20 protein-coding genes and 4 tRNA genes are annotated in these 22465 nt (G+C 47.8%); 19 read left to right on the forward strand and 5 right to left on the reverse strand.

All coding sequences use genetic code 11. The features are described from left to right. The first annotated feature begins 116 nt into the window (after positions 1-116). The 5 genes from AB4114_RS10210 (at position 117) to AB4114_RS10230 (ending at position 5885) form a co-directional block, all read left to right on the forward strand. Positions 117-1442, forward strand: a complete 1326-nt coding sequence (locus AB4114_RS10210) for a YecA family protein (RefSeq protein ID WP_441988359.1) — start codon at positions 117-119, stop codon at positions 1440-1442. A 23-nt stretch (positions 1443-1465) separates the two neighbouring features. After that, positions 1466-2656: an alanine racemase gene (alr, locus tag AB4114_RS10215; RefSeq protein ID WP_441988360.1), complete on the forward strand. Its 1191-nt coding sequence runs from the start codon at positions 1466-1468 to the stop codon at positions 2654-2656. Positions 2657-2872: 216 nt separating this feature from the next. After that, complete coding sequence (locus AB4114_RS10220) at positions 2873-3154, forward strand: CopG family ribbon-helix-helix protein (protein WP_028553892.1); 282 nt, start codon at positions 2873-2875, stop codon at positions 3152-3154. Between the two features lie 3 nt (positions 3155-3157). After that, entirely contained in the window at positions 3158-3508 is a 351-nt protein-coding gene (locus tag AB4114_RS10225; protein WP_028553893.1) for a type II toxin-antitoxin system PemK/MazF family toxin, read from the forward strand. Between the two features lie 196 nt (positions 3509-3704). Beyond that, a complete protein-coding gene (locus tag AB4114_RS10230) occupies positions 3705-5885 on the forward strand; it encodes a Tex family protein (protein WP_441988421.1) in 2181 nt (726 codons plus the stop codon). A gap of 293 nt (positions 5886-6178) precedes the next feature. On the opposite strand, the gene AB4114_RS10235 is transcribed toward AB4114_RS10230, so the two are convergent. From AB4114_RS10235 to AB4114_RS10245, 3 genes are all read right to left on the reverse strand, one after another. After that, positions 6179-6772, reverse strand: coding sequence for a hypothetical protein (locus AB4114_RS10235; RefSeq protein WP_441988361.1), 594 nt, complete (start codon positions 6770-6772; stop codon positions 6179-6181). Between the two features lie 341 nt (positions 6773-7113). After that, positions 7114-7278 (reverse strand): cortex morphogenetic protein CmpA, encoded by a 165-nt coding sequence (gene cmpA, locus AB4114_RS10240; protein WP_141692697.1) that lies wholly within the window; start codon positions 7276-7278, stop codon positions 7114-7116. 73 nt (positions 7279-7351) lie between these two features. Then, a complete protein-coding gene (locus AB4114_RS10245) occupies positions 7352-7705 on the reverse strand; it encodes a hydrolase/acyltransferase (protein WP_441988362.1) in 354 nt (117 codons plus the stop codon). Between the two features lie 112 nt (positions 7706-7817). On the opposite strand from AB4114_RS10245, the gene AB4114_RS10250 reads away from it, so the two are divergent. The 6 genes from AB4114_RS10250 (at position 7818) to AB4114_RS10275 (ending at position 10707) form a co-directional block, all read left to right on the forward strand. Continuing rightward, positions 7818-8291, forward strand: coding sequence for a SprT family protein (locus tag AB4114_RS10250; RefSeq protein WP_441988363.1), 474 nt, complete (start codon positions 7818-7820; stop codon positions 8289-8291). A 19-nt stretch (positions 8292-8310) separates the two neighbouring features. Next, positions 8311-8386 (forward strand) — tRNA-Asn (locus AB4114_RS10255). A gap of 5 nt (positions 8387-8391) precedes the next feature. Beyond that, positions 8392-8480: transfer RNA gene (locus AB4114_RS10260), tRNA-Ser, on the forward strand. Between the two features lie 145 nt (positions 8481-8625). Then, a complete protein-coding gene (locus tag AB4114_RS10265) occupies positions 8626-10368 on the forward strand; it encodes a methyl-accepting chemotaxis protein (RefSeq protein ID WP_441988364.1) in 1743 nt (580 codons plus the stop codon). Positions 10369-10539: 171 nt separating this feature from the next. Continuing rightward, positions 10540-10611 (forward strand) — tRNA-Glu (locus tag AB4114_RS10270). Positions 10612-10625: 14 nt separating this feature from the next. Then, positions 10626-10707 (forward strand) — tRNA-Leu (locus tag AB4114_RS10275). 243 nt (positions 10708-10950) lie between these two features. Here AB4114_RS10275 and AB4114_RS10280 read toward each other — a convergent pair. Then, positions 10951-11310: a tyrosine-type recombinase/integrase gene (locus tag AB4114_RS10280; RefSeq protein ID WP_441988365.1), complete on the reverse strand. Its 360-nt coding sequence runs from the start codon at positions 11308-11310 to the stop codon at positions 10951-10953. Between AB4114_RS10280 and AB4114_RS10285 the strand changes: the two genes are divergently transcribed. The 7 genes from AB4114_RS10285 to AB4114_RS10315 all read left to right on the forward strand — a co-directional run bounded on the left by AB4114_RS10285 (position 11264) and on the right by AB4114_RS10315 (position 19292). Further along, positions 11264-12592, forward strand: coding sequence for an IS4 family transposase (locus tag AB4114_RS10285; RefSeq protein ID WP_441988366.1), 1329 nt, complete (start codon positions 11264-11266; stop codon positions 12590-12592). The two genes, AB4114_RS10280 and AB4114_RS10285, sit on opposite strands and share 47 nt — an antisense overlap. A 249-nt stretch (positions 12593-12841) precedes the next feature. Next, the gene (locus AB4114_RS10290; RefSeq protein WP_441988367.1) at positions 12842-13468 is read left to right on the forward strand and encodes a response regulator; all 627 of its coding nucleotides are present in this window, start codon (positions 12842-12844) and stop codon (positions 13466-13468) included. 106 nt (positions 13469-13574) lie between these two features. Further along, positions 13575-14600: a LacI family DNA-binding transcriptional regulator gene (locus AB4114_RS10295; protein ID WP_441988368.1), complete on the forward strand. Its 1026-nt coding sequence runs from the start codon at positions 13575-13577 to the stop codon at positions 14598-14600. Between the two features lie 236 nt (positions 14601-14836). After that, the gene (locus tag AB4114_RS10300) at positions 14837-16057 is read left to right on the forward strand and encodes a Gfo/Idh/MocA family protein (protein ID WP_441988369.1); all 1221 of its coding nucleotides are present in this window, start codon (positions 14837-14839) and stop codon (positions 16055-16057) included. Between the two features lie 38 nt (positions 16058-16095). Next, positions 16096-17367, forward strand: coding sequence for a Gfo/Idh/MocA family protein (locus AB4114_RS10305; protein ID WP_441988370.1), 1272 nt, complete (start codon positions 16096-16098; stop codon positions 17365-17367). 1 nt (position 17368) lies between these two features. Further along, complete coding sequence (locus AB4114_RS10310; RefSeq protein ID WP_441988371.1) at positions 17369-18106, forward strand: glucosamine-6-phosphate deaminase; 738 nt, start codon at positions 17369-17371, stop codon at positions 18104-18106. A gap of 25 nt (positions 18107-18131) precedes the next feature. Next, positions 18132-19292, forward strand: a complete 1161-nt coding sequence (locus AB4114_RS10315; protein ID WP_441988372.1) for an N-acetylglucosamine-6-phosphate deacetylase — start codon at positions 18132-18134, stop codon at positions 19290-19292. A gap of 192 nt (positions 19293-19484) precedes the next feature. Here AB4114_RS10315 and AB4114_RS10320 read toward each other — a convergent pair whose 3' ends face one another. Beyond that, complete coding sequence (locus AB4114_RS10320) at positions 19485-20507, reverse strand: LacI family DNA-binding transcriptional regulator (RefSeq protein WP_441988373.1); 1023 nt, start codon at positions 20505-20507, stop codon at positions 19485-19487. Positions 20508-20860: 353 nt separating this feature from the next. On the opposite strand from AB4114_RS10320, the gene AB4114_RS10325 reads away from it, so the two are divergent. Continuing rightward, on the forward strand, positions 20861-22186 hold the full coding sequence (locus AB4114_RS10325; RefSeq protein ID WP_441988374.1) for an ABC transporter substrate-binding protein: 1326 nt from the start codon (positions 20861-20863) through the stop codon (positions 22184-22186). The last annotated feature ends 279 nt before the right edge of the window (positions 22187-22465 follow it).

Below are 22465 nucleotides of genomic sequence, written 5' to 3' on the forward strand. Positions count from 1 at the left end.
TGTATAACATAAGAATTCGGAAAAAAATTTACAAGAAGATTTAACCAACCCCCACGAACGGTCGTTTTTTTGGTATAATGCAACTTTGGAGCGAATAGATAATTGGAGTGTTTAAGATGAATACAATTGATAATTTAACTTGGGAAGAGCAGCAGTTGTTCTGGGAAAATGAGACGAAGGCTTTCGCGACGTTCCTGAATGATGAGGGGAAGTTGAAGCAAGAAACGGCTAACAAACATGTGGATCGCATGGGCTTTGTGATGACCGAATATTTCGTCCGTTATGGAATCAGCTATGAGGATGTACAAGGTGAAACGATTGTTGATTTTGCAGGCCGTTTCTTAATTAGCCATGTACTCAGCACAAAAGAATCCGATATCGGTGCTTATGTGACTTCTTTCAAAAAGTGGATTCAATTCCTACAGGTGACATCTAGAATTTCAAAAGAACAGTACGCTTCACTGAATGAAGTATGTAAGTATAAAACTTATTTCGAAGAGCGATTCGAGCAGTACATGGAAGCAGATAATGACTATGCGCTGGAACGTTGGCTGAACTCGAATGATATAGAAGCCTATATGGAAGAACATACGCCGCCTTCTAAGCGCAAGCTGAAACCACTTGTAGTTGACCAGAAGCTGCTTCAGCTTTGGATGGATGGGCGGACATCAGTACCACAAATCGTTCAGGAATTCAGAGCTTTTCTTGAGGCCGTTCAGACCGGAAAGAACGTTAAGTTGTCCGCTGCGCGCAAACATTTGCCGCGGAAATTCTGGAGCGAGTTCGATGAGGGGCTGAATCTGCAGCTTTTCCGTAAACCGACATTGAATCAAGACCAGGAGCCGGTGTACCAATTCTTTTTCTATGCAGCGGTAGTGTTAGGACTGACGGTAGAAGAAACGCAACTTACGGTAAATGCGAAGCAATTAGCCTTTTACTTGGCGCTCACAGAGCAGGAACAAGCCACTGTTCTCTTGGATACACTTTGGAATCGAGTGAACTGGGGAATTCTCGAGGAAGTGAACGAAGGTGGTCGTCCAGAAGATATTCAGGCCTGGAGAAGGGCCATCGCAAGTGTTTTAGCCAGCTGGCCAGTGGGAACACCGCACAATGTGAAAAAAGAATGGGATAAGCATCGACAATCCGGCATCTTGTTGGATACAAGTGCTGATGTGTTTTTACACGCGGTAGCTACCATATTGGTTCGTTTCGGTGTGATACAGGCACAATTCTTGCCAGACTCGGAGATGAAGTATGGGTTTGAGCGAAAGCCAGTCGTCATGACGGTTCTTGAGCCTGGAAACCGCGTCTTCCGTTATTTTGTAAACGAGGCAGCCTATGTGCTAAATAATACGCCTATGATTGCTGCCGAACCTAAAATCGGACGTAACGAACCATGCCCATGCGGCAGCGGCAAGAAATATAAAAAATGTTGTTTGTAACAGGATAGAAGAGGTGAACGCTGGTGGATGCTTTTTATCGGCCCACGTGGGTGGAAATATCGTTAGATGCACTGCGAAGCAACATTGAACAATTTCAGAAGGTACTGCCTGCAGGGATGAAGCAGATGGCAGTCGTTAAAGCGGATGCTTACGGACACGGGGCTGTAGAAGTATCCAAAGAAGTTCTCGCCGCGGGTGTGGATTATTTGGGTGTGGCGTTCTTTGATGAAGCACTGGAGCTCCGAAATGCAGGGATTACTGCACCTATTCTCGTACTCGGCTACACGCCGCCAGAAGGGATTAACCGCGCACGGGATTTGGATGTGACGATTGCGGTATACAGCCGTGATGTATTGGAAGCATTGCGAGAGCAAGGACGTAAGCAAGAGAACGCATCCCAGAAGAAGCTGAAAATCCATATCAAATTGGATACTGGCATGGGGCGACTCGGCTTGCACACGGAAGCAGATGCGATTCCTTTTATAGAGGAAGCCTTATTGCTGCCGAATGTAGATGTAGAAGGACTGTTTACACATTATGCCAATGCAGATGAAGTCGATAAAAGCTATACGCTAGAGCAATACGGCCGATTCGAGCGGATCGTGAGCTATTTTACAGATAAAGGGGAAACGTTCCCTTATATTCACGCGGGAAATAGCGCGGCAGCCATTGATTTGCCAGGCTTAACCTATTCGATGGTGCGCCTCGGAATTTCGATGTATGGTCTTTATCCTTCTAAGGATGTGGATCAAACGAAAATTGAGCTAAAGCCAGTCCTGAGTCTCAAAACAGGGATTGTGCATCTCAAAACGTTGCCTGCGGGTTCAGGTGTTAGCTATGGAACGATTTATCACACCAAGGGTGATGAGCAAATCGGGACCTTGCCGATCGGCTACGCGGATGGATACTCTCGTATGCTTTCGGGTAAAGCGGAGGTGCTGGTTCGTGGCAAAAGAGTGCCAATCGTCGGCAGAATCTGCATGGATCAAAGTATGATCAATGTATCCGATGTGCCTGATGTAAGTGCACTTGATGAGGTTGTCCTCATCGGTGAGCAAGGCGAAGAACGAATTACCGCGGAAGATGTGGCCGATCAGCTTGGGACGATCAATTATGAAATTATATGTATGATTTCACACCGTGTTGCGCGCGTATATGTGCGTAATGGGGAGCGGGTTGAGGCTTTAAATCCTCTCATGCGGCACCGTTATTAGGGCGGGATGAAGTCCTGCATGAATTTACCATGTAAATTATGCAGGCATTGGAGAGGATTTTCAGAATAGGGTATAGAATACTATGTATTAACAATCTTATATCTTTAGGTGTAACATAATTGATATACCGGAGGCATATATTCTATTGTATAATTTGGTTTTTGGAATGACATACTGGTAATATTGTCTTTGTATCGTTTCTGGGGGTGCGAGAGTGTGAGCAATGCGCATAATACGAAAAGGATCATGATTAGCTTGCCTGACAATCTGTTGCAAGAAGTGGACGGAATTGTTGAGAAGGAAAACTCCAATCGGAGCGAATTCATTCGTCAGGCAATGAAGCTGTATTTAATTGAACGCAAAAAGCGCAGTCTACGCGAATCCATGCAGCGTGGGTATATGGAAATGGCGAAAATAAATCTCAGCATGGCATCTGAAGCTTTTCAAGCGGAGGAAGAAGCGGACGGTACGCTTGATCGCTTAGTTAGCGGGGTGTAAGACGTGATTGTGAAACGTGGCGATGTATTTTTCGCAGATCTTTCGCCGGTCGTAGGATCGGAGCAGGGAGGAGTCCGTCCTGTTCTAGTGATCCAAAATGATATCGGCAACCGCTTTAGCCCCACTGTGATTGTTGCAGCGATTACAGCTCAAATCCAAAAGGCAAAGCTTCCCACGCATGTGGAAATCGACGCGGAGACGCACGGTTTCGATCGAGATTCGGTCATTCTGCTTGAGCAAATCAGAACAATCGACAAGCAAAGATTGACGGACAAAATTACGCATTTAGATGAAGAAACGATGCGAAAGGTTGACGACGCTTTGCAAATTAGTGTGGGACTGATAGAATTTTGAATATGGTCTGGAACGGACGAGGGCGATAGGTACCCTCGTTTTTTGGTTTGTACATACATATACATACGATCAATAGAAAAGAGGTATGACTGTGGCAAATGTGGAGACGGATGGTCTAAAGGCAAAAGCTGAAGGCCAAATAACAGAGAACGAAGGAAAACCAAAAGCAAGTGAGTTTGAGGAACCGAAGGCGAAGATACAGATTCCTGCGGAGAAGAAAGCGGAGATTCAGGAACGAATCCTGAAGCAAATCTCCGCTGAGCTGCAGTTGCCTTCTGGTAAAGTGAAGACGACGATGGATCTGTTGGATGAGGGCAATACGATTCCGTTTATCGCGCGTTATCGGAAAGAGATGACGGGTGAGCTCGACGAGAATCAACTGCGGGATATCGAGGAGCGCTTGCAGTATTTGCGTAATCTGGAGGATCGCAAAATCGAGGTTGTTCGTCTGATCGATGAGCAAGGCAAACTCACGGACGAGCTGCGCACATCGATTGAGAAAGCTGTGAAGCTACAGGAAATCGAGGATCTCTACAGGCCTTATCGCCAGAAGCGGAAAACGAGAGCTAGCGTTGCGAAGGAGCGCGGTCTGGAGCCGCTTGCCGCGTGGATTTGGAAGCAGCCTCGTCAAGGCTCTCTGGAGCAAGAGGCTTCGCGTTATATTAACGCGGACAAGCAGGTTGGAAGCGCCGCAGAGGCGATCCAAGGCGCGATGGATATCCTAGCGGAGAATATCGCGGATGATGCGAAAATACGGGCCTGGGTGCGTCGCTTCACGCAGGATAACGGCATTATGCGGACAGAGGCTAAAGATGCGAAGGCAGAATCAGTCTATGAGATGTATTATGCCTATCAAGAGCCTGTGAAGCGCCTGCCGCCTCACCGTATTCTCGCGATTAATCGCGGGGAGCGGGAAGAGATTCTGAAGGTTGGACTAGATGTTGGGCCGGATAAAATACACGATTACATGTTGCGTCAAATCGTGAGGGGTGATTCCGTGGTGCGGGATGTACTTCGAACGATTGTCGAAGACGCTTATAAAAGGCTGCTTGCCCCGTCCGTTGAGCGCGAGGTGCGCGGTGAAATGACAGAAGCGGGCGAGGAGCAGGCGATTAAGATTTTCGCCGAAAATCTGCGCAATCTCTTACTGCAAGCGCCGATTAAGGGCCATGTGGTGCTTGGTGTCGATCCGGCTTACCGGACAGGCTGTAAGCTGGCCGTCATCGACGACACCGGTAAAATGCTTGAAATCGCCGTCACCTACCCAACCCCACCGAATAATAAGGTGGCGGAAGCGAAGGCGAAGTTCAAGCAGTTGATCAGCACATACAGCGTGGAGCTGATTGTGATCGGGAATGGGACGGCGTCCCGTGAAACGGAGCAGTTCGTTGCGGAGCTGATCGGTGAGATCAAGGAGCGGAAGCTCAAGTACTTGATCGTCAGCGAAGCGGGGGCGAGCGTGTACTCGGCGTCGAAGCTGGCGCAGACGGAGTTCCCTGAGCTCGACGTGGCCGAGCGCAGCGCGATTTCGATCGCGCGGAGGCTGCAGGACCCGCTCGCGGAGCTTGTAAAAATCGAGCCGAAAGCGATCGGCGTCGGTCAGTACCAGCATGACGTTTCGCAGAAACGTCTGGACGAGAACTTGAAGGCCGTCGTAGAATCGGCCGTTAACCATGTCGGGGTGGACTTGAACACGGCATCCCCGTCCTTGCTGTCGTACGTGTCGGGGGTCAACGCGACACTGGCGAAGAACATCGTGAAGTATCGCGAGGAGAATGGCAAGTTCAGCTCCCGCCAGGAGCTGTCGAAGGTTCCGCGCCTTGGCGCGAAATCCTTCGAGCAGTGTGTCGGGTTCATGCGGATTGCGGGTGGCCGGAATCCGCTCGATAACACCCCGATCCATCCGGAGTCTTACGACGTGGTGGATCGGTTGTTCAAGGAGCTGCGCATCGAGCTTGCGCAGCTAGGCTCTCAGCAGCTGCTAGCGCTGCTGCAGACGCTGGAGCCAGAGGAGCTGGCTCCTAAGCTTGGCGTCGGTGTCCCGACGATGCGGGACATCCTAGACAGCCTGCAGCGGCCTGGGCGGGATCCGCGGGACGAAGTCCCTGCGCCGATCTTCCGCACAGACGTGCTGCAGCTGGAGGACCTTGTGCCGGGCATGGAATTGACCGGCACGGTGCGTAACGTCATCGACTTCGGCGCCTTCGTCGATATCGGCATTAAAAACGATGGGCTGGTGCACATCTCCCAGCTCAAGAACGGCTTCGTGAAACATCCGATGGATGTGGTTTCCGTCGGAGACATCGTCCAAGTATGGGTGCTCAACGTGGACCAGAAAAAAGGCCGTGTAGGCTTAACCATGAAGAAACCGCAATAGTAGGTTGATGAGAGCAGTTTATTATGGCAGTTGGGAGTTCACTCCCAACTGCTTTTTTACTTGTGTTAGCCATTTAACTGGATTTCCTCCATCTAAATTCCCTGCTCACCTCCACATTTAGGGATTTAACTGGATTTCATGTAGCTAATTTCCACATATTTCATCAAATTCGCCCATTTGACTCGAAATAGATGGAGGTTTTCCAGCTAGTCTCCGAAATAGGTCGGATTCGATAAAATTAACTGTAGGTTATACAGGTATTTGCTAGATGTCGAATTTGTTGTTTGCATCCCCTACTTCTGCCCAGCTCCCACCTCCTTCACCGAGTAAGTCATCGTATACCGCTGACCAGCGACTAGGGAAAGCATTCCTTCCATGGAAAGACGGATGAGCCACTCAGCAGCGATACGAATGTTCACATTGCACTCGGCAGCGACTTCTTGAAGCCGCACTTTGCCGTTACGCCGATTGGCGATCTGGAGGATAAACTTCTTTCGAAGTTCCCACACATCCGCCTCAAGCTCAGCGATGGTGGGGGGATGTGGTTTACTGCTAGAGACGATCCTTCTTTGTTCCAAAGGGATAACGTTGTTATTTCGATGTCCGTTTTTTTGCACTTTACTTGCTTGTTCTCCAGTCTGTTGCATTATATCTACTTGTTTTCCAGTCTGTTTCACTTGGTTTTTTCTCTTCACGTTTTTTTGCACTCGCCCTGCTCTTTCTCCAATCTCCTTCACTTGATCTATTCCATTCCCATTCTCCTGCACACGTCCCACGGTTTCCCCTTTCTGCAACACCTGAAACCGATCCTCCAATTCCCTTTTCCAAAACAACCTACGATGCTTCTCGCGCATTCTGCGCAGCCACTGACTGCTATTTGTCTGCATGTAAATAAGCCCCCTTTTCAAAATAAATACGCAAAAAAAGCACAAACGAACGGCAGATAATCTGCAAGCTCGAGTGTGCTTCACTCAGGTATTTATATTTGTATTTGTTTTTTTGTTTTCGCATTTTCTTTGTTTTCGTACTGTTTTCACTTTATGCGCATTTACTTTTTGTTACATTTATTTACAGTATAGAGGGCACATTTCAAATATGCAACTATTTTTTCCTATTCTGCATCTCATCATGTTCGTACTTTTTATCGCGTGATTATTCTTTCTATCTGGGTTCTATGTACCCAATGGCAAAAAAGCCAGCACTTGTGGCACAAGTACTAGCTTTTTTATCAAAATTTACGTTTACTCGGTCCGTCCGTCGATTGGCTGTCAGGCCACTCCTCTTGTGAGCGGCGAGTGCGGTAAAAGTACCAGCTATCGTTCAATAATCGAATTTGTCTGCGGTTTTTGTTCTGGAAGGCACGCATTAATTGATTACAAAGCCATTGCGGCATATGCCCATCCCCTTCTTCGCCATGTACTTATAGCATATGAAGATTGAAGGTATTGGGTGCAGGTCCCTTTATTTTAGAGCTCAAATTCCTCTTCGTACCACTGCTCAAGCTGAGCTTGCAGCGCACGAATTTCAGTCAACAACGAGATCAGCGGGTACGATTTCTCTTGGATACCAGCGAACGTTTTCTCCAAACCATTGATGTAATCCAAGCCTTGGATGAGTATATACGTCGTACCGATCAATTCCAAGTCGTCACACTCCGCAATGACGCGTGGAAGCTGTGGTACATGGTCTGCGGTTAATTTCTCTAATTCTTTGTGCAAACGTTGGTTCAAAGCTGTTAATTGATAGGAATAGGAGGAAGGCATTTCGACGAATTCTAGTTGTTGGTCAAGCTTCAATATCGCATAGCGCATTTGTGGCATGGGTGGTTCAAATCCTTTCTGTATAGAGCGTTCGTTCTTCTTTTCTACTTGACAGTATAGCCGTACATACGGTACAAATTCAAGTAAGAACTTGTCATTGGAGTGTTCGTAGATGGAAGATCAAGAGCTGCAGCAATGGATTGAGCAGATTTCTATGGAATCGTTTGGTAGACCCTTCGTTCACCAGGCGCGTTTTAACCGAAGATTGCGATCGACGGGTGGACGTTATTTTATGAAATCACATGATATTGAAATCAGTTGGAGCCAGTGGGAGACCTATGGGCGGGATGAAATCGAGAAGATTATCAAGCACGAGCTCTGCCATTATCATTTACATATTTTGAAGCGAGGTTATCAGCATCGGGATCAGGATTTCAAAACCTTGCTAGCCCAAGTCGGAGGTACCCGATATTGCCAATCCTTACCGCGGCCCCGGGCGAAACAACCCTATAAATATAGGATAGAGTGCGTGAATTGCAAGACGGAGTATTATCGGAAACGTAAAATGGATGTGCGTAAATTTGCCTGTGGAAATTGCAGGGGAAAATTGAAATCGTATACACTTGACTTAACAGCGCCTTCATAATAAAATAAAACTTGTTCATTCCCTGATAGCTCAGTTGGTAGAGCACTCGACTGTTAATCGAGTTGTCACAGGTTCGAGTCCTGTTCGGGGAGCCATATATGGAGAGATACMCAAGTGGCTATAAGGGGACCCTCTGCTAAGGGGTTAGACTGCGTAAGCGGTGCGAGGGTTCGAATCCCTCTCTCTCCGTCACGAAATAAGTCCAATGGCATTTATGCCGTTGGGCTTATTTTTGCTCATCCGAATCTCAACCAATTCTAACAATTTTCTAATAAATGTTAAACGTTTGTCCTCTATAGTGAATAAAAAAAGCTTCACGATGGGGGAACTACCGGTGACTACATTTTTCTCGATACGTTTGCGTCTTATCTTATTGCTATTAATTCCTTCTCTATTGTATTTAGGTTCAAGCGTATATCTTCTACAGGTAAACAAGTCCAATACGGATACGCTGACCTCTTCCTTGTATGAGACGACGGAGAAGAGTGTGTCACTTATATTGAATGCGGACAGGGATATGTATCAAGCCATGAACGCTTATCAGTTGTTAGTGTCGGGCACCTTAACTGCCGAGGAGAAAACGAACCAGTTGAAGCTGCTGAAAGACAATATTGAACAAACGAATACAAGGGTTGGACAGGCCGTTACTATTTCAAAATCAAAGGAATTACTGCAAACGGCACATGCGGAGACGAAAGTGACCATAGAGCAAAGTGCATCGAGCTTCCAAACATCCTTCGACCAGTGGGTCAAAGAAGCGAATGCCGTCATTCAAGCGGGGAGTGTTGGCAAAGGCGTTTTGAATGAAGCGAAGCTAATGACCACTTTTGAGAAGGGACGCGAAGGGCTGAATGCTATTGGTGAAATACTAGACGTGCATGCTAAGCAGAGTATTGTCGATATTAAGCAGGAGAATAACGCAACAGCGAAAGGTGTTTACATCGGTGTGGCAGTTATCATCTTCATTTTGTTTGGAGCTGGCGGATTCGTGATCAGGAAGATCATGTCAGTGATTCGTAGGATTATAACCATTACGGGCGGGGTTGCTGCAGGAGATTTGCGTCATGAGGCTCAATTGACGTATTCCAAGGATGAGCTGGGGCAGATTTCAGAATCGGTAGATCATATGGTTGCCAAAATGAGAGGCTTGATCGGTACGATCGCACACAATACGCAATTCGTGCACGATGCTTCCGTGGAGCTGTCGGACAGCTCCAAAGAGTCTGCTCACGCTGCTGAACATGTCGCTTCGAATATCCAAGAAATGACGCAGGAAGTCGAAGTTCAAGCAAGAAGCAGTGAAGAAACGAGCCGTGCTATTGAGGAAATGGCGATTGGGATTCAACGCGTAGCAGAGAACTCAAGCGTTATGGCGGATCACTCCTCATTAACCTCTCAGCACGCAACACTCGGCAATGAGCTGCTCTCGAAGCTGCAACATCAGATCGTGAATATGCTGAGCTCGGTTGAACAGCTGTCTATGACGGTACAGTCGCTGACACGTAAATCGGATGAGATTGGGCAAATCGCATCGAGCATCACGAGCTTCGCGAACCAGACGAATCTCTTGTCGCTGAATGCGTCCATTGAGGCGGCTAGAGCAGGTGAGCATGGCAAAGGGTTCAATGTCGTTGCACAAGAAATCCGCAAACTTGCCTCACAATCCATCGAATCCGCTGACGGCATCAATCAGTTGATCCACGAGACAAGAGTAGAGATTGCTAGTGTATCCCGGTCGATGAATGCGACGAAGCAGGAAGCGAGCGCTGGCTCACAAATGATGCAGGAAGTGAACCAGAGCTTCGAAACGATCATGCAATCTGTGACACATATCGTCACGCAGATTCATGAAACATCAGCCATAACAGAGCAAATGTCGGCTAGCTCGGAAGAAATTTCAGCGACGATGGATCAGTCAGCGTCAAGCTCGTCCCACATTCTGACGAGATCTCAGACGGTGGCAGCAGCCACAGAGGAACAGCTTGCCATGATGCAGAATATTGCTGCTGCGTCGGAACAACTGAAGTCCGTCGTGGATACATTGAACGAGTCTGTGTCCTATTTTAAAATCAAATAGTGAGTTGAAAGGAGGAGTTCTCATGGTTTATGCAGCATGGGCATGCGGGCTCCTCACTTGTAAGCTTCGACTGGTTTTATTACCAATAAATAGGCTTGTCAAAGAGCCGGGAATCCTTTATAATAACACTTGTCGTCCATAACGGGCTGAATTGTTCAATGACGATGTTATGGCCCGTTGGTCAAGTGGTTAAGACACCTCCCTTTCACGGAGGTAACAGGGGTTCGAGTCCCCTACGGGTCATTTTTTTCTCTCATGCGGTCGTGGTGGAACGGCAGACACACCATCTTGAGGGGGTGGCGCTCACAAGGCGTGAGGGTTCAAATCCCTCCGACCGCATCCCATGGAAACCCTTGGTAATCAAGGGTTTTTCTTTATTTTCACTTACATGATTAAGCTTCAATTAGGCGGAATTTTAAATGCTTGGGGACGAATTGGGGACGAAACTTTTTCCGATAATATGTGCGGGGTTAAGGCCATCAAATTTATTAGCAGCTTCGCGGCTGATTTTTCGTGTAACATGGATGTAAATATTTGCGGTAGTAGCGAAATTAGCATGGCGAAGCCTTTCCTGAATTGTTTTCAATCAGTCTGTTTTTCAAGCAAAATGGTTGCAGTTGTATGTCTAAGTCCGTGGAGCGAAATCCTTTTTAGATTCTGCCTTTCAGTAAACCTACGCCACCATTCGGAAGGGTACGTATAATACAGTGGTTTGCCGAAACCTCCGTGAAACACATAACTATGTCCTGCTCCGAGCCATAAATCTTTAACATCTCGTCTATTTTCTTCCCATTTTATCGAAAGATAGCCCGATCTTTTTTTGCGCGAAAAAAAACTTGACAAGACCGTGAAAGTATGTGGCGAAGCCCCTCGAAAAAACGAGGAGGTTACGCCCATGAATGAGTACGCGAATTCTTTAAAAAACACGCTGACATCCCTCATCCGAGATATGTCCGCCGCTCCCGAACTTTATGTAAAAAACCCTGAAAAAGATTTTTCCCGAAAGAAAAAATTGCCCTTTGAAACCGTTATGCAACTCTTGATCTCCATGGGAGGCAACAGCTTATATAAGGAACTCCTTGAATCGCAAGGCTATAACGTAAATACCGCAACTACCTCAGCTTTTGTCCAGCAGAGGCATAAAATCCTACCCTCTGCCGTGGAATCCTTGTTTCACAAATTTACGCAAGCACAGACAGATATCAAGGATTACCGAGGGTATCGATTACTTGCTATTGACGGCTCAGACTTGCATATCGCAACCGATCCAACGGACACGGACACCTACTTTCAAAACGGTCCGGATACGAAAGGCTACAACCTTCTGCATTTAAACGCAGCCTATGACCTCTGCAACAATCTTTACGTGGATGCCATTGTTCAGCCGCGAAGGTTGTGTAACGAAGGAAGGGCACTAGCTGCTATGGTTGACCGCTCCCCGCTCAAGGGTAAAATCATTGTGATTTCCGATCGAGGTTATGAAAGTTACAACAATTTCGCGCATATTGAGCGCAAAGGGTGGAACTACGTTATCAGAGTGAAAGATTTAGCATCGAATGGTATTCTTTCGGGCTTGCGCTTGCGCTTGCCTTCTAGCGGAGAGTTTGACCTAGACATTCATCTGACACTCACAAAAAAACAAACGAAAGAGGTTAAAGTTCATCCCGAGCTATACAAATTCGTCCCTTCTACGTCTACCTTTGATTTTTTGGATTTGAAGGAGAATCTGTTTTACACGATTTCCTTTCGGGTTGTTCGTTTTGTCCTGCCAGGTGGCGGTTATGAAACCATCATTACGAATCTTTCTGCCGCGGATTTCCCACCCGCTGAAATCAAATCCCTCTATCACATGCGATGGGGCATTGATACCTCATTCAGAGTCTTGAAATACACCGTCGGTCTAACGAATTTTCATGCAAAGAGGCGAGAGTTCATCATCCAGGAAGTTTTCGCAAGAATGATCATGTACAATTTTGCTGAAATGATGACCTCGCACGTCATCATTTCCCAAAAGAATAAGCGATACGACTACCAAGTCAACTTCACAGTCTCCGTTTATGTTTGTAGACAATTCCTGCGCTCGAGGGATAATGAGCCCCCGCCCGATGTTGAAGCGCTGATTCGTAAAAACATTCTGCCGATTCGACCCATCCGCCCAGGACAGAAAAATACACGCAAAATTCGTTACAAATCCGCTGTTAGCTTCATTTATAGAGTAGCATAATTCATTTCACATGAACATTTTTTAAGTGGATAGACCATCCGCTTGTTTGCTGTACACATTTCTCCTTGCCCGCAACCAAAAACAAACGGCACAGGGAGTATCCCATGCCGTTTCAGATTCTGTTTTAATTTCCTGTCTTCTCTTTAAGCTTAACTTAATGGCATTGGGAGGAGGCCCTGGTTTTTTTTGGTGCTTCCTTTCACTGTATTGCATCGATCCCCAATGTAAGGCTCTCAGGCAGATATGTCCATGACACGGCGTTATGGGGGAACGGGGCTTGGGCTTGTGATTAGTCAAAATCTTGCCGAACTCATGCATGGCACCATACAAGTGAAGAGCGAGTTGGGGAAAGGGAGCTGTTTTACGCTCATCTGCCAATTTGATAACGCAACCTATCCAGCGTTGCCGGTCGAGCCAAGTTCCGACAATCGCGTTGTATCTGAAATGGATACAGCGGAGCGATATGCGGTTCTGCGCAATGCGCGTATTTTATTGGTGGAAGACAACGAAATCAACCAAATCGTGGCTACAGATATATTAAGCCAGCAGGGTATACTCGTAGATGTTGCGAATAATGGCCTCGAAGCTGTGCGCATGGCTCAACTGAATACGTACGATGCGATTCTAATGGATGTACAAATGCCAGAAATGGACGGCTATGAAGCCACCCGTCAAATCAGGCGCCTCCCCGATCAAGGCGACACTCCGATCATTGCGATTACAGCTGACGCCATAAAAGGCGTGAAGGAGCAGGTGTTGGAGGCCGGTATGAATGACTACGTCACGAAGCCGTTCGAGCCTATCCACTTACTTGTTCGGTGTTTTGCAGCGAGTGATGCAGCGGCGAGTGGATTAAGGCTGGCTGGCGGTTGTTAGATGTCTAAAGGGTCATAGAAACAATATAGAAAACGCTTGCTTCCTTTCTATCCTGATTGCTATAATCGGGTTATCGCTTGAGCGAATTAGAAGGGAGGCATGTAAGATGAGCAAGCCAACTACGATACATGATATAGCCAAAGCAGCCAATGTTTCCTCGGCTACAGTGTCGCGAGTGCTCAGCAATAGCAGCTATCCAGTCAGCAAGGCAAAGCGCGAGCGAATAATGTCTCTTGCCGAGGAGATGAATTATGTCCCCAACCTGCTTGGTCGACAGTTGAAGGGAAACAAGGGGACGACAATCGGAGTTATTATCCCTTCGATCATGAACCCATTCTATTCCTCTGTCTTGTTCGGGATTGAAGAGGTTGCCAGACAAAACAATTTTACGGTCATTGCTTGTAATTCGCTCCACGATCCGCTGCTGGAGGATGAGTACATTCGGACGATTATGGAGAAACAAATTAAAGGCGTCGTGATATCTTCGATTTCCAACGACAAGTCTCAACTTCAGAGTATGATCAAAGCGGGCGTACATGTGGTCGCCATCGATCAGAAGATCGAAGAGGAACAAATCAGCCAGATTGAGTTCGACTATCAGAAGGGTGGCCAACTGGCGACGAAATATCTTCAATCCAAAGGACATACGCATATCGGCTATGTGACTTCGAAGGTTGATCGACCAAGCCGAAAGAGCATACTGTCCGGCTATATGGAAGCAATGAGATCGAAGGGACTTGAACCTCTTGTAGAAGAATCGAAAGCGGATTTCTTCGACAATGCCTTGTCGGAATTTGATACTGGAAAGCTTTTGACAGGGAAGCTGCTGGATGCGCCCGTACCGCCTACAGCGATATTTGCTTGTAACGATATGATGGCGTTCGGTGTCATTCGCGAATTGACGGAACGAAATATTCACGTGCCGCAAGAGGTGTCGGTCATCGGTTTTGACGGCATTGACCTTGGCCAGATGATTAGTCCGCAATTAACAACAATTAAGCAGCCGGATTATGAGATGGGCAAGCTTGCTTGCAAGTTGTTGCTCGATAAGATGAATGGAGCGGACGTACCGGCCTATGATATTACGCTCCAGCCAGCACTGCTAGAGCGAGGTTCAGTCGAACAGCGTTAAATTATAGCTCAGTCATGCTATAATTTAATCTTAAAAAGTAATCGATTGCTGTAAATTTCCGAAATATATGAATTTATAAGCAAAAATAACGCGGAAAGGGAATAAAATATTGCCTTGAAAAGGTTTCCATGTTACTATTTCAAAAGAAATCGATTTCTTTTTCCTTTTGTGAACGGTAACGATTTCGGATGTTTCAATTGAACGAAGGTGTAATAAAGGGGGAGGGGAGGACAACGATGACGAAGAAAAAGTATGTGCTGGTCGGCGCCGGCGGAAGAGCATTGCATATGTTCGCCAAACCAATGGTGACGGAATTGCAGGATTACGTGGATTTCAGAGGCGTGTTTGATACGAACCAGACGCGAGCGAGGCTATTGAGTAAAGAATGCGGCGATGTGCCGGTATATACCGATTTTCATCACATGCTTCGCGAGGCCAAGCCGGATGTTGTCATTGTCGCGAGTACGGACTATACACATCATACCTATATTATTGAGTCGCTCCAGGCAGGTTGTGACGTCGTATCCGAAAAACCGATGACGATTGATGAAGAGAAGACGCGGGCGATTGTTGATGCGGAGTTGAAAAGTGGCAAGAAAGTAACGGTAACGTTTAATTTACGGTTCGCTCCCTATTTCGCCAAAGTCAAAGAACTCATTCAGTCAGGGACGATTGGCGATGTTTATCATGTTCAGTTGGAGTGGTTCCTTGACCGCAATCATGGCGCCGACTACTTCCGAAGATGGCATGCGGAGATGAGGAACAGCGGCGGGTTGCTCGTGCATAAGTCCACGCATCACTTTGATATTATCAACTGGTKGGTCGATTGCAGGCCGAAACAGCTTCAGGCATTCGGTGCGCGGCGTGTATATGGCGACCAAGGGGGGCCTAAGGGCGAGCGTTGTATGACCTGTGATTATCAATCCACCTGCGCATTTTATAAAGATATTACTGCCGATGACTTCATGGGCAACTATTATGTCGGCGCCGAGCATGAAGATGGTTATTGGCGAGATCGGTGCGTATTCGACGAACGTATCGATATTTATGACACGATGAGTGTCAATTTGGAATATGAGAGCGGTGTATTTCTTAATTACTCCTTGGTTGCCTATAGCCCGTATGAAGGCTGGAAAGCGACGATTAACGGCAGCAAGGGAAGGCTGGAAGTTGGCAATACCTACCGCAATGCGGATATGAGCGCCGTGAATCCGAGCATCATAGAGTACTATAAGCTGGATGGCACCTCAGAACGGATTGAGGTTTCCACGCAAATTGGCGGTCATGGTGGCGGCGATGAGAAGCTGCGCAAAGCGATATTTATAGGCGGTGTTGAGGACCCGCTCGGCCAACAGGCAGATAGCCTTGAAGGGGCGGATTCTTGTCTGATCGGCGCGATAGCCAACCGTTCGATTGCGGAAGGAAAATTACTGAAAGTGCCTGATTTGCGAGGATAGAACGTATTCATGATAAGGATAGGAAAGGTGGAACTCGTATGCAACCCATTACAATTACGTTGATCGGCGCAGGCCTCCGGGGAATCAGATATGGTGAATATGCTTCCTCGAAACCGCGAGAAATGAAGATTACAGCCGTTGCGGAGCCTGATGACTTCAAACGCAACCGCGCCAAAGAAGCATTCGACATTCCGGAAGAAAAGTGTTTCAAAACCTGGGACGATTTGTTCGCTGCGGGCAAGCAATCTGATGCGGTGTTCATTGCTACGCGGGATCAAGATCATTTTGTTCCGGCTATGAAGGCGCTGGAAGCCGGGTATCATGTGATGCTGGAGAAGCCGATGTCACCAAGCTGGCAAGAATGTATTGAGCTTGAGAGGACGGCAGAACAGCACAATCGTATTTTAACGATTTGTCATGTGCTGCGTTATGCTCCTTTCTTTCAGACCATCAAGCAATTGCTGGATGAAGGCCGAATTGGCCGGCTGATGTCCATTCAGCATAATGAGAACGTTGGCTATTGGCATCAGGCGCATAGTTTTGTTCGCGGCTATTTCAACAATGCGGAAAAGTCCAGTCCGATGATTCTTGCCAAATCGTGTCATGACATGGATATTATTCAATGGTTTGCCGGCGGCAAATGCGTGAGTGTTTCGTCCTATGGGCATTTGTCTTATTTCAATAAACAGAATGCGCCTGAGGGAGCACCGAAATACTGTATTGACGGTTGTCCGGTCGCCGACTCATGCCTCTATTATGCGCCAGATACGTATATGATCGAGAAGGGCGATTGGAAGGCAGAGGCCGCGAGCGCAGATCCGAGCTTTGAAGCTCGGTACAAGGCGATGAAAGAAGGACCGTTCGGCCGCTGTGTGTTCCAAAGCGATAATGACGTGGTCGATCACCAAGTCGTCACTATGGATTTCGATAATGAAGTGACAGTGGCGTTCACGATGAGCGCATTTACGGAGAAGTGTAACCGCACACTCAAGCTGATGGGGACGACTGGTGAAATTCGAGCGACGATGGAAACGGATGAAATTGAAATTCGCCCTTTTGGCGCAGAGCGTGTTGAAGTGATCAAGCTTCAGGCATCTGAAGGACATGTCGGTCATGGTGGCGGCGATGGACGTCTCGTGAAAGACTTTGTCCGAACGGTTCGCGCGATGGCGTCGGGGCAAGGCGTGAAATCGAGTCAAACATCAGCCAAGGCATCGGTACAGAGTCACCTGATGGCTTTTGCAGCCGAACGTTCCAGAGTAGAGAAAAGAATGGTTCCACTTGAAGAATTTTATCAGGAGGGCAATTAGTATGAAAATTCATATCTTGGAATCTGCAGACCAATCAGGATTAGAGGCAGCGAGAGAGGGCGCAAGGTTGATCAATGCGGCGATAGCGGTTAAAGGGGAAGCCAGGATTGTACTTTCGACGGGTGCTTCGCAATTTGAATTTCTGAAACATTTCGTCAAGATGGATGTCGCGTGGGATAAAGTAGAGATGTTCCATTTGGATGAGTACGTCGGCTTGCCAGAGACGCATCCGGCTAGTTTCCGCAAGTATCTCAAGGAGCGCTTTTTGCAGTACGTCGATGTGCGGAAATATTGGCTGGTCGATGGCGAAGGCAATCTGAATGAGGCACTTGACCAACTGAATGAAGAAATTAGCAAGGCGCCGATTGACGTGGCGCTGATTGGAATTGGCGAGAATGCGCATATTGCCTTCAATGATCCGCCTGCAGATTTTGACGACGAGCGGCCTTTCAAAATTGTGGAATTGTCAGATACTTGCAAAATGCAGCAGGTTGGCGAAGGATGGTTTGCCACGGTGGAAGATGTGCCTAAACAAGCGATTTCTATGTCGGTCCAGCAAATATTGAAAAGCCTCAATGTTATCTCCGTTGTGCCCCGTCAAGCGAAAGCTCAGGCGATTAGGGATACGTTGCAGAATCGCGTTGACGTTAACGTTCCGGCTACTGTCATGAAGACACATGCCAATTGGAGTTTATATTTGGATAAACACTCATCCTCGCTTGTATACGAGTGGTGCTAATCTGCTGCAGGCGGAGGCGATTGAATTGAAATGGCAGGGGAAGCTGGTCACGACAGGAGAAGCGGTACAGATTGAGACGGCGCACGGCGTCATTACGAAAATAACCCGACTGCTGCAGACGGGCAGCCAGCTGCCGTGGATTTCGGCAGGGTGGACGGACTTGCAGGTGAATGGTTTTGGCGGGTATGATTTGAATGCAGAGCACACGACGATGGAGGACATTGAAGGTGTGACGAAGGCACTTCATGCCAAAGGAGTCACGACGTACTTGCCTACAGTCATTACCGGGAGCTTCGAGCGAATGCGTCAAGCGATGTCGGCCATTGCGGGGTATTGCCGAGCGGATTCGTTTGCTAGCTCATCCATAAAAGGCATTCATATGGAAGGACCTTATTTATCCAGTGAAGACGGCAGCAGAGGAGCGCATCCGCGAGCGTATACAAGAAACCCCGATTGGGATGAATTTGTGCGCTTGCAGGATGCGGCCGAGGGACGGATCTGTATGGTTACGCTCGCTCCAGAGCGGGATGGCGCCACAGCGTTCATTGAACGCTTGGCAAAGTCGGGCGTCGTGGTTGCGATCGGACATACGATGGCAACTGCTCAGCAATTGGACGATGCGGTGAAGGCCGGAGCTGCGTTATGCACGCATCTGGGCAACGGCTCGCAGCCGATGCTGCCGCGGCATCCGAATTACATCTGGCATCAGTTGGCGGATGACCGTCTGTGGGCGACGTTTATTCCGGACGGTCATCATCTGACCCCGTCGGTACTAAAGGCAATGCTTAGAATCAAGCGGGACAGAAGTATACTGGTTAGCGATACTACACAGTTCGGGGGCATGCCCCCCGGCGAATATAGCAGCTTGATCGGCGGCACAGTTGTGCTGCATGAGAATGGACATTTGCATACGGCGGACAATCCGCACATTTTGGCAGGATCGGCCGCATCGCTCGACAAGGGGATCGAGAATGCGATTCGCTATACGGATATGAGTTTAGTTGAAGCAGTTGAAGCTGTGACATTCAGAGTTGCTGCGGTGATGCAGGATGACAAGGCAGGGCGGGTGCGAATTAATAGCCCGGCAGATTTAACGTTGTTCGACTATGATCAGCAGAGCGGTGTGATTGCAGTCAGAGAGACGATTGTAGCTGGGGAGTCTGTGTACAATAACTTTCCGAAATAAAGTACCTTCGGAAAGCTTCACGAAGTCAAACAAAATATAGAGCGGACTTATAAAGCTCTTGAACCCGTCCTTGTGGCGATTCAAGAGCTTTTTCTAGCATTGAAGAAATCCTGTATATGCTCAGTGGAGAACACTTCGAGGATATGAAACGCAAGTATGGAAGTGAGCCCACCTCCACGATTCTCATCTGCTCTACGAAGGACAAATAGCAGTCGTACCTCCGGGAAACAAATCGTATTCCGTTATCAATTCGTACAACGGTGCCGTTTGGTTGTTTGGATGACTTTGGTTACGCTGGATCATCTCGATCAACCGTGTCATGGGAAGCTCTTTTTGCGAGTTGTTCATGAGAAAGGTCGTCAATTGGGGCACGCTCAGTTTGACGAACTCCGAGTATTCGTGGCCGATCAGGCTGATTTCGCCGGGTACGTCAATGCCAAGGCGCTTCAAGCCTTGCAGCACCCCGAACTGGATGACGGTGTTGGCGCAATAAGCGGCCGTATATTCGATATTCAATTCATGCATCCGGTTACATAACTCAAGTCCATCTTCTTCCTTCCCCGTCTGGATCAACGATTTATCCAGTTCGATGCCGGCTTCTTGCAGCGCTTGTGTGTAACCGGCTAACTCCCGCTTGATGATCAGCAAACTGAGGCTACCTGAGAAAAAGGCGATTCTCCGGTGGCCAAGCTCAATTAAATAATTGACCGCGTCGTAAGCTACCTTCTTGTAATCGCCCATGACGACAGGAATATCGGTTCGATCGGTACACCCGTAATAGAGGTGGGGAACTTTCGACTCCTCAAGAATGCCGATCATCGTGTCGTCCAAAATGCCTGAGACGAGAATGCCGGCCGTATCTGAGCTTTTGGCCAATTCTCTAAGCCGTTGGTGATCCTGTGGATTCGGTCTGATGCTCATGAACACCAAGGAATAACCGGAGCGGGCCGCTGCTTCTTCCGCCACCTTCAGATGATGGGAGAAGCGGGGATCGTTCGGATTCCGGTCATAGAACACATAGCATATTTTGGGGAGGACGTCCGAATCTCGATAGCCCAATTCCCTGGCGGCTTTCAAAATAAGCTGTCTCGTCTTCTCGGAAACCGTACTATTTGGCGCATTGTTCAGCACGAGGGAGACGGCTGTGCGCGAGACGCCGACATGATCGGCGATGTCTTTTTGGGTAACCATAACTTCGACCTTCCATTCTATCATGAAGATTTAGTAAACATGTTTATGTTTATTTCTTATTATCAGCGATGAGGGCGGCGGCGTCAATAAATCGTTCCTATATTTATTTTTTGTCGATGGCATCTTTTCAAATGAACATAACATATGTTATATTAGATTCATAAGAAAACGATTACTTTTCGTATGAAAGCGCTTGAAATTTAATTTTTTTGTGGTAAGCTTGGGTCATATCGAAATAATTTATGTTATATACAGGCTGAATTGAGTGGAAACAAGCTATTTCGGTTAAAAAATATAAATTATGTTATGGATTTCATTGTTGAAACGCGTCGCAAGACGATTTCATATATAGTTCAATAATATGGAGGGGTTAAAAGATGAACAAAAAGGGACTTATGATGGTTTCCATGTCGGCAATGTTAGCGCTTGCAGTTGCGGGTTGCTCGACAACGAAAGACGGCGGTGGCACACCGAGCAATTCGCCAACAGCTGGCGGATCAGCAGCGCCGAAGAACGTATCGCTCAAAATCGGTTTGCCTGGCGCCTATGATGTAACGAAAAAGGAAATTATCGACGGTTTTATCGCCAAATATCCGAATATTAAGGTTGAAATTCAAGACGCTCCTTGGGGCGACTTCGTAACGAAGATCGCGACGCAAATTGCCGGCGGCACGACACCGGACGTTTGGCTTCAGGAGAATGCGGTTATTCTCGGCTATGGCAAGCGCGGCGTTGCGGAAGACTTGGCTCCGTATATCAAGCGAGATCTGAAGGATGCCGACTACATCCCAGGCTTGTACGCTGCGAAGACGCCGGAAGGCAAAGTGTACGGCATTCCTCACGGCATTAACCCGGTTGCGCTCGCTTACAACAAGAAAGTGTTTGCGGATGCGAATATCCCGCTTCCAAACGACAACTGGACATTTAACGATTTGATCGAAACTGCTAAGAAACTGACGAAGAACGGCGCTGACGGCAAGCCGGCGATTTACGGATTCGTGGGCAACTTTACGATTACGCAAGGTTGGTTCCCGTGGATCAAGCAGGCGGGCGGGCAAGCGCTGGACAGTACGCTGACGAAATCAATGTTTAACGATCCGAAGACGTTGACCGGTATTAAGCAGCTTGCGGATGGCGTCAAACAAGGCTACTTCACGAGCGACGACTTCCAGAAGGCGAACGGCGGCGAAATGCAAACGTTCGCGACCGGGAAAGCGGCGATGTATATTCTCCAGTACAGCAACCAGGTTGCGATCAACAAAAACTTCCCGGACGCAGACTGGGATGTCGTGAAGTTGCCTAAAGCTGTCGACGGCAAGCGCTACGTACCGATGGTAACGAACTCCTGGTTGGTGTCTTCCAAGGCATCGCAGGACGTGAAGGATGCAGCATGGACGTTCCTGAAATACTACTTGAGCGATGAATCGCAAAATATCTTGGCGTCAAGCGGCTCGTCGATCCCAGTCAAGAAGTCGGCGTTTGAAGTTATTGAGAAGTCGACCACCAAGCCGCTTAACAAGAAGGCGTTCACCGAAGGCATCGCCGAGGGCGGCGTTACGCTGGATGAGAACCCGAGCTGGACCGAATGGCGCACAGCGGCACAGCCGATCATCACGGACATCGTGAAGGGTAATATTCCTGCTGAGGAAGGTCTCAAGCAAGTTCACGAGAAAGTGCAAGCTGTGTTGGATAAAAACAAATAAGAATTCGCGACGAGCACAGTGAAAACTGGTCTCAAAGCGAAGTTAAAGCTGTAGGGCAGCCGGCAATTGGAGACGGATCGCGCGCGAAGAGTTGGCGATTCGTCTTCGTCTGGTTGTTACTTTTGAAATTAAAGTGAGTGTTCAAAAAGTCGGGTTTTCAGCACCGAGAAGATTGAGAGAAGCTGAAGAAGGAGGAACGGAGTGTAGGGAAAACCTACATGAGTACCGCACTTCGAAGGTGAACGCAAGATTCGATGTCGAGTCCGCTTCCTGGATTAC

Origin of the sequence: Paenibacillus sp. 2RAB27 (assembly GCF_052115445.1) — a bacterium.
GTDB lineage: Bacteria > Bacillota > Bacilli > Paenibacillales > NBRC-103111 > Paenibacillus_E.